Annotated in this window: 7 protein-coding genes and 1 pseudogene; all 8 read right to left on the bottom strand. The window is 73.3% G+C overall.

Features of this window, described 5'->3' with window-relative positions:
• Nucleotides 1-232: 232 nt before the first annotated feature.
• Nucleotides 233-1,018, bottom strand: coding sequence for an HAD hydrolase family protein (locus AB0D67_RS38595; protein WP_362947257.1), 786 nt, complete (start codon nt 1,016-1,018; stop codon nt 233-235).
• Nucleotides 1,015-1,818: an inositol monophosphatase family protein gene (locus tag AB0D67_RS38590; protein WP_362947255.1), complete on the bottom strand. Its 804-nt coding sequence runs from the start codon at nt 1,816-1,818 to the stop codon at nt 1,015-1,017. Before AB0D67_RS38590 ends, AB0D67_RS38595 begins: the two co-directional genes overlap by 4 nt.
• Nucleotides 1,809-2,573 carry an HAD family hydrolase gene (locus AB0D67_RS38585; protein WP_362947252.1) on the bottom strand — a complete coding sequence of 255 codons (765 nt, stop codon included), beginning with the start codon at nt 2,571-2,573 and terminating at the stop codon, nt 1,809-1,811. Before AB0D67_RS38585 ends, AB0D67_RS38590 begins: the two co-directional genes overlap by 10 nt.
• A complete protein-coding gene (locus AB0D67_RS38580) occupies nt 2,570-3,715 on the bottom strand; it encodes an ABC transporter ATP-binding protein (protein WP_362947250.1) in 1,146 nt (381 codons plus the stop codon). Before AB0D67_RS38580 ends, AB0D67_RS38585 begins: the two co-directional genes overlap by 4 nt.
• Nucleotides 3,716-5,542 carry an iron ABC transporter permease gene (locus tag AB0D67_RS38575; RefSeq protein ID WP_362947247.1) on the bottom strand — a complete coding sequence of 609 codons (1,827 nt, stop codon included), beginning with the start codon at nt 5,540-5,542 and terminating at the stop codon, nt 3,716-3,718.
• Nucleotides 5,543-5,632: 90 nt separating this feature from the next.
• Nucleotides 5,633-6,292, bottom strand: a complete 660-nt coding sequence (locus tag AB0D67_RS38570; protein WP_362947244.1) for a DUF47 family protein — start codon at nt 6,290-6,292, stop codon at nt 5,633-5,635.
• Nucleotides 6,289-7,269: an inorganic phosphate transporter gene (locus tag AB0D67_RS38565; protein WP_362947242.1), complete on the bottom strand. Its 981-nt coding sequence runs from the start codon at nt 7,267-7,269 to the stop codon at nt 6,289-6,291. Before AB0D67_RS38565 ends, AB0D67_RS38570 begins: the two co-directional genes overlap by 4 nt.
• A pseudogene (locus AB0D67_RS38560) lies at nt 7,269-7,625 on the bottom strand (3D-(3,5/4)-trihydroxycyclohexane-1,2-dione acylhydrolase (decyclizing)); the annotation flags it as partial. The pseudogene AB0D67_RS38560 and the gene AB0D67_RS38565, both read right to left, overlap by 1 nt.

Below are 7,625 nucleotides of genomic sequence, written 5' to 3'. Positions count from 1 at the left end.
CCGTCGCCGCCCTCGACGGCTGCTCCGCCGATCCAGTGGGTGATGTTCTTCACGATCCCGCTTCCCGCGCGCCCACGGCGCGCTGTCCTCCGCGCGCCCATGGCGCGCCGGTCTCCACGTTGACGAATTCAGGCGCCTGGCCGGGGCGACGGCCGGCACCCCCGGTGCCGGGGGTGCCGGGGCCTGACGGGTGCCCCGGTGCCGGACGTTGGCAGGCGCCCCGGGCCCGGCCTCAGGGCCGCGCGCCGGCCCTGAGCGCCATCTCCACCACCTCGGCGACGGCTCCGTCCGCGCACGCCCCGACCACGACGTCGGCCGCCGCCCGGACGTCGGGGTGCCCGTCACCGACCGCGGCCCCGAGCCCGGCCGCCGCGATCATGTCGATGTCGTTGGGGTTGTCCCCGACGGCCGCGATGTGCGCCATCGGCACGCCCCGGGCCGCGGCCAGTTCCCGGAGAGCGGTTCCCTTGGTCGCGTCCGGCGGCAGCACCTCCAGGTAGGTCGCCTCGGACCGCACCATGACGGTCCCCTCGATCCGCCAGTCGGGCAGCCGGTCGCCGATCAGCATGCACTTGGTGACCCCGCCGGGCGGCACCGCCGCCCAGTCGCCCGGGTCGCGCAGCGTGATCCCGTCCCGCCGGGCGAAGTCGCGCAGCTCGGGCGCGTCGTGCACGGCCAGCGCCTCACCACCGGAGAACACCACCGGGTGGACGCCCTCGGGAAGCTCCCCGAACATGCCGAGCAGCGTCTTCCAGGCCGCCTCCGGCAGGTGGCGGGAGCGCAGCACGGATCCCATGGCGAGGTTCACGGTCCGCGCGCCGTTGTAGAGGATCGCGGCCCCCTCCAGGCCGAGCTCGTCGTAGTAGCGGCGCGCCGACCGTTCCATCCGCCCGGTCGCGATGACCACCTCTCCGCCCGCCTCGCGGAAGCGGCGCAGGGCGTCCCGGCTGGCGGGCACCATGGCCAGGTCCCGCCCGACGAGCGTGCCGTCCAGGTCGGTGACGATCCAGCGGATCACGCGTCCCACCCCTCCGGGGCGACCTCGGCCATCACCGAGCCGGCGAGGTCGAACCCGCCGACGCAGGCGAGATAGCCGCCGGGGACGAAGACGCTGCCGGCCAGCGGGATGTAGACGCCCCCGGCCTGCCTGACCAGCAGCGACCCGGCCGTCACGTCCCAGGCGTTGACGTGCGTGCCGTAGGCGACGTCGGCCCATCCGGCGGCGACGTGCGCCAGCTTCAGCGCCGCGCTGCCCGGCCGGCGGGTGGAGGCGAAGGCCCCGACCATCCGGGCGAAGCGGTGCAGCGCCGCGTCCCCCTCCCATCCCAGGTCGCGCGGGCTGGGGTAGCTCGACAGCAGCATCGCCTCCCGGTCGGTGCGCGCCCCGGAGCTGCGGATCGGCTCATCGTTGCAGAAGGCCCCGCCGAGCCAGGCGGTGAACTCGTCGTCGCGGACCGGGTCGTAGACGACGCCCGCGACCACCTCGCCGTCCACGGCCGCCGCGATGGAGGTGCAGAAGAACGGCAGGCCGGCGGCGAAGTTCGCGGTGCCGTCGATGGGGTCGACGTACCAGCTGACCGCGCCCTCTCCCCGGGACCCGCCCTCCTCGCCCACCACGACGCTGTCCGGGCAGCGCCGGTCGAGGATCTCGCGGATGTGCTCCTCGGCCGCCTTGTCGTGCTCGGTCACCGGGTCGTGGAAGTCACGCTTGGTCCGCACCTCGGGGCGGGAGCGGAAGGCGCCTCTGAGCCGGTCGCCGACCGCCCTGGCCGCCTCGACCGCGATGGCGGCCAACTCTCGCGAGGTGTTCACGTCCATGTCTCCTCCAGGAGGCTCAGCAGGCCGTACGGGTTCTCAACGGTGGCGTGGGGACGCTGCCGCACCGGGTACGGGATCTCCTCCGTGCTGCGGGACACCATCAGCACGGTGGCCCCCGCCCCGGCGCGGGCGCCGCAGACGACGTCGCGGTCGTGGTTGTCACCGACGTACCAGACGTCCCCGGGGTCGACGCCCAGTGCCCGGCAGGCGATCCAGATCATCTCGGGGTTGGGTTTGCGGACGCCGACCTCGTCGCTGTAGACCTGCACGGCCATCTGGCGGTCGAGGCCGCCGCCGGCCAGATAGTCGCGGTGGACGGTCCCGCACAGCGCGTTGCTGACGACCGCGGGCCGGACGTCGTGCTCCCGGCAGGCTGCCAGGAGGTCCTCCATGCCGGGGCGGATCTTCCGGTCGCTGCGCAGTTCCCCCATCCGCCGGCACAGCGGGGTCGCCTCGGCCGTCACCAGCGCGCGGGCCTGCTCCGGCCAGTCGGCCGCGACGTAGTCGGCCCAGAATCCGCGGTGCGTCATCTCCCGGGGCGCGAGCTGCCGGGAGGTTGAGTCCTTCCAGTAGGAGTCGGCGCGCGCGCCCGCTCTGATGTCGCTTTCGACCTCGTCGGCGCGGAGGCCGGTGAAGCCGGCCCGGCCGAGCATCTCGTGCACCTCCGCGGCGAGCTCGGCCGCCCAGGAGGGACGCCTGGCGGTCTCCACGATCACCCCGCCGAAGTCCAGCAGCAGCGCTTTGGGCCGGATCACGCGCCGGCCTCCACCCTGTCGGCGGAGGAGTCCTCGGAAGGGCCCTCGGAGGGACCCTCGGCGGGGTCCTGGAAGGGGATCCGCACGCCGTCCGCGTCGAACAGGTGCATCTCCTCGGTCCAGCAGGTCAACACGTCACCGGGGACGGCCTGGACCGGGGTGTAGGAGAGCGCGTACAGCTCGGTGTCCATGACGCGCAGCCGTACCGTCCAGGAGGAGCCGGCCGGCAGCACGGCCTCGACCAGCGCCTCCTCCCGCCAGGCGGAGTCGGGTGGGGAGCCCAGCCGCAGGGCCTCCGGCCGGATGCCGACGGCGGCGGGCGGGACCCGCGTCCCCCGGGACTCCGCGAAGCGCAGCAGGGAGGCGGCCGGCCCGGTGGGCGAGGGGCCGGCGTCGACGATCGCCATCGGCGGGCTGCCGACGAACTCGGCGACGAACCGGTTGGCCGGCCTGGCGTACATGTCCATCGGGGCGGCGAGCTGCTGCAGCTCGCCCTCGTTCATGACGGCGATGTCGGTGGCCATGGTGAGGGCCTCCAGTTGGTCGTGGGTGACGAAGACGATCGTCGCGCCGGACTCCTCGTGGATGCGTTTGAGCTCGGCGCGCATCTCCAGGCGGAGCCGGGCGTCGAGGTTGGACAGCGGCTCGTCGAGCAGCAGCACCGAGGGGTTGACCGCCAGCATCCTGGCCAGCGCGACGCGCTGCTGCTGGCCGCCGGAGAGCTGGGAGGGGTAGCGGTCCATGGCGGCGTCGACGTGGACCATCCGCAGCGCCGCCTCGGCCCGCGACCGCCGCTCGGCGGCGGGGACCTTGCGCATGCGCAGGCCGAACTCGACGTTCTCCCGGATCGACAGGTGCGGCCAGAGCGCGTAGTTCTGGAAGACCAGCCCCATGCCGCGCTTCTCCGGGGGGACGTAGAGGCCGCGTTCGACGGAGTCGAGGACCCGGTCGCCGACGGCGATGGTGCCCGACGTCGGCTGTTCGAGTCCCGCGATCATCCGCAGCGTGGTGGTCTTGCCGCAGCCGGACGGGCCGAGCAGGCACATGAACGCGCCGTCGGGGACGGTGAGGTCGAGGTTCTTCACGGCGTAGTCGCCGCCGCCGTAGCTCTTGGCGACTCCGCGCAACGTGATGGCCGGCATCTATCCTCCTAGACCCGACGCCAGGCTGCTGTTGGTCAGGCGCTGGGTCAGGTACGTCATGGTGAAGGAGACCAACGCGATCATGAGCACGACCGCGTTGGCGAGCTGGGTGTATCCGTAGTCCACAAGGCCGATCGAGAGCGTCGTCAGCAACTGCGTCCCCGTGGTGGTGAGCATGATCACAATGCTGAGCTCCTTGAGTCCGGAGATGAACGGCAGCACGACGCCGGTGACGAGGGCGCCCTTCTGGATCGGGAAGACGATCCGGCGCATCCGCTGCCACCAGGACGCCCCGGCGATCTGCGCGGCCTCCTCGGGCTCCCGGCCGAGCTGTGTCATCGCCGCGATGCCCGAGCGCGAGCTGTACGGCAGGTGCGTCACGGCCATCACCAGGATCAGCAGGAACGTCGTGCCGTACAGCGCGGGGAGCGGGCCGCGGGCGACGGCGAACAGCGACAGCGAGGCGGCGGCGAACGCGATGCCGGGGACGAGGTAGGGCAGGAAGGAGACCTGGCGCAGGAAGCCGGCGATCCGCGGGGCCGTCCCGCGCACCACGACGTACCCGACCAGCAGGCCGGCGACCGCGCAGACCAGCGAGGCCAGGCCGACGACGCGCAGCGAGTTCCAGGCCGCATCCCACAGTTCGGAGCCGCGCAGGACCCCGTGCGGGAAGCCGACCGCTCCGGGCAGCCGCTCGGCGAGCCAGTAGTCGAGGGTGAAGGTGGACAGGTCCAGCGGGGTCCGGGTGACCGTGGACAGCAGCAGCGTGAGCACCGGCACCAGCACGCTCACCACGAAGACCAGCAGGCCCAGGGCGAAGGCGGGCCAGCGCCGGCCGCGCAGATCGCTCAGCCGGTCCATCGCCCCCTTGCCGCCCACGGTGACGAACCGGCGGTGCTCCCGCATCAGCCGCATGTCGGTGAAGACGATCAGCACCCCGATGACCACGATGACGGTGGCGATCACGGAGGCCACGCCGGTGCTGCGGTCCCGGATCGACTGGAAGAGCCCGGTGGACAGCACCCGGTAGTCGGCGGGCAGACCCAGGACGTACGGCGTGCCGAAGGTTCCGAGCACCCGGCCGATCACCAGCAGCACGGCCGAGGACAGCGCAGGGAGCATCAGCGGCACCACGATCCGCCGGATGACGACGCGCCGCGGGGCGCCGAGGACCCTCGCGGAGTCCTCCAGCTGCACGTCGATGCGGCGCAGCGCGTTGCCGACCAGGAGCAGCACGAACGGGTAGTAGTGCAGCCCCAGCGTGACGATGATCGGCAGCGCGCCGTAGGCGAGCCAGTCGGGTGTGTGGACGCCCTGTGCCTGCAGGAAGCCGACCTGTCCGCCGGCGCGCTCGTTCTTGAACAGTGACAGCCAGGCCAGGGAGAAGGTCCACGACGGCAGCATGTAGGGGACCACCAGCGCGCCGGCGAGCCATTTGCGGCCCGGCACGTTGGTCCGCGTCACCAGCCACGCCATGCCGCCGCCGAGGATCAGCGCGAACAGCGTGGTGCCAACCGCGACGACCAGCGTGTTGAGCAGCGGCTCCCAGAACAGCAGGCCGCTGATCTGGGAGCGGAAGACCCGCCACAGGTAGTAGCCGGTCCACTCGCCGGCCCGCTGCCCGGCGTGCACGTCGTCGCCGTACTGCAGGCGGAAGGCGTCGGAGATCACCGCGATCAGGGGCGCCACCACGAGGTAGGCGAGCAGGATGACGAGGATCAGACCGAGCACGGCGGTGGGGTCGTGGCGCAGTACGCGGAGCCGGTACACCAGCCTGCGCCGTCTCGGCGGGGCGGGCGGCGGCTCTGTCTTGGTGAGAACAGCCATGGACACTTCCTTCGGGGGGTCACGGGGGGGCACCGCGGTGTGTGGTCCGCCCGTCTTGCGGACTTCGCTCCTTGGCGGGGTCTGTCGTGGTCAGTGACTTCGTTTGAGCATCGCGTCGGCGAGCGCGTCGGCGGACTCGCCCAGCCGCCGGCCCACCGCGTCCAGGCGCGAGAGCAGCTCGCGCTCGCGCAGCGTGTCCATCTCCAGCGGTCCGGAGAACAGCTCGGTGAGCCGGGTCTGGTAGAGCTGGCGGACCCGGCTGCACGCCTTCCGCGTGGCCAGCACGGCCACGGTGACCGAGCCGGGGTCGTCGAACACCTTCGGCAGGGCCCGGTCCAGCTCGTCGAGTCCGTCGATCACCGCCTGCAGCGGTTCGGCCGCGAAGGAGAGGTCCGCCGGGCCGAACAGGTCGGCCTCGCGCACGTAGTCGCGCAGGTGGTCCAGGACGTCGTCGACCGAGCGGGAGAGCCGGAACAGGTCCTCCCGGTCGATGGGGGTGGCCAGGGTCCGCCGCAGGGCCCGGATGAGCTCGGCCCGTGCCGCGTCGCCCTCGTGCTCCACCTCGGCCATCCGGGTGCGCGCGGCGGACCGGTCGGTCTCGCCGGAGGCCGTCGAGCAGGCGAGCACGGCCCCGGTCCGCGCGACGACGATCTGCCTGCGGACCAGGTCCATCACCCGTCGTCCCGACCGGCCCCGCAGGTCGTCCCAGACCCGGGTGAACCGCCGGGCTCGCCCGGCCGCGCCGCTCACAGCAACCTCAGCGCGAGCCCGGCCAGGCAACCCAGCGTCATCGACGCCGGGAGCGTGACCAGCCACGCGGTGCCCATGCTCAGCACGCTCTGCCATCGCACTCTCCTGCTTCCCTCGCTCGCCGCCACGCCGATGACTCCGGCGGTGATGGACTGGGTCATGCTCACCGGGCTGCCGAGGGCGGAACTGCCCAGGACGGCGCCGGTGGCCGCCGCCTCGGCCGAGACGACGTGCAGCGGCCGGGTGATGACCAGCCCGCGGCCCAGCCGCTCTCCCACGCGGGTGAGGCTGCTCAGGGAGCCGACGAGGAACAGCGCCACCAGGACGGCCATCCACGCCGGGGGGACCTCGACGGGCCCGACCGCTCCCGGCCCGTCGTGGCCCACGCGGACCGCGACGCTCACCACCGCGATCATCTTCTGGCCGTCGTTCACCGCGTAGGCGGCGCACTGGGCCGCGTAGGCCAGCAGGTGGGCGGCGAGCACGAGCCGGGGCATCCCCCTGCTGGACGGCGCACGGCGCGAGACGGTCCCCAGCGCGTAGCCCAGGGCCAGGCCGACCAGGGGCGCGCCGAGCCCGACCGCCAGCACGGCGGCCAGCCCGGACCACGACACCGGCAGTCCCGAGCCGAGTCCGGCCCCGGTGATGCCGCCGATCACCGCGAGCGTCAGGCTGGTCGGCAGTCCCCGGCCGGACAGGACGGCGACCACGACCACCGCGATCACCACTCCGGCCAGGAACGCCGCCGCGCCGCCGGGGGCGTCCAGCTCGGTGAGCCTCCCGGTGAAGGTCCGCGCGACCGCGACGCCCATGACGTACGGCCCGGCGAACAGCACCGCCGCGAGGAGCGCGGTGACCGCCCATCCCGGCGCGCGGGGGAACCGCAGCCCCAGCCCGATCAGGGTGGCCCCGTCGTTGGCCCCGCTGATCAGCACGAAGAGGATCGCCGTCGCGGCGAACGCCGCCGTCCAGCCCATCACAGGTAGGGGCGCTGGTCGCGTTTGGCGTCCTCGTAGTGCTCCCGCGCCGCCCTCGTCACCGGGTCACGCGACACCTCGGCGACCGGGACGTCCCACCAGGCGGTGGTGTCCGGGGCCGGGCCGGGGACCGTCTCGACGTACACGACGGTGGTCCGGCCGGCCGCCCGCGCCGTGACCAGCGCCTCGCGCAGCGACTCCCGGTCGGTGGCTCGCAGCACGTCGGCGCCGAGGCTGGCGGCGTTGGCCGCCAGGTCCACCGGCAGGTAGGGGCCGTCCAGCTCCCCGGCGGGACCGCGCGTCCGGTGGGCGGTGCCCAGCCGGTGCGCGCCGACCGCCTCCGACAGGTTCCCGAT

It is taken from the genome of Streptosporangium sp. NPDC048047 (assembly GCF_040653115.1).
In the GTDB taxonomy this organism is placed as follows: Bacteria; Actinomycetota; Actinomycetes; order Streptosporangiales; family Streptosporangiaceae; genus Streptosporangium.
This window is presented reverse-complemented; position numbering and strand designations above follow the sequence as displayed.

Bases quoted from the DNA above. Each gene is read 5' to 3' on its own strand.
- AB0D67_RS38580 (WP_362947250.1), bottom strand. From the start codon at position 3,715: ATGCCGGCCATCACGTTGCGCGGAGTCGCCAAGAGCTACGGCGGCGGC.
- AB0D67_RS38565 (WP_362947242.1), bottom strand. From the start codon at position 7,269: ATGGGCTGGACGGCGGCGTTCGCCGCGACGGCGATCCTCTTCGTGCTG.
- AB0D67_RS38575 (WP_362947247.1), bottom strand. From the start codon at position 5,542: ATGGCTGTTCTCACCAAGACAGAGCCGCCGCCCGCCCCGCCGAGACGG.
- AB0D67_RS38590 (WP_362947255.1), bottom strand. From the start codon at position 1,818: ATGGACGTGAACACCTCGCGAGAGTTGGCCGCCATCGCGGTCGAGGCG.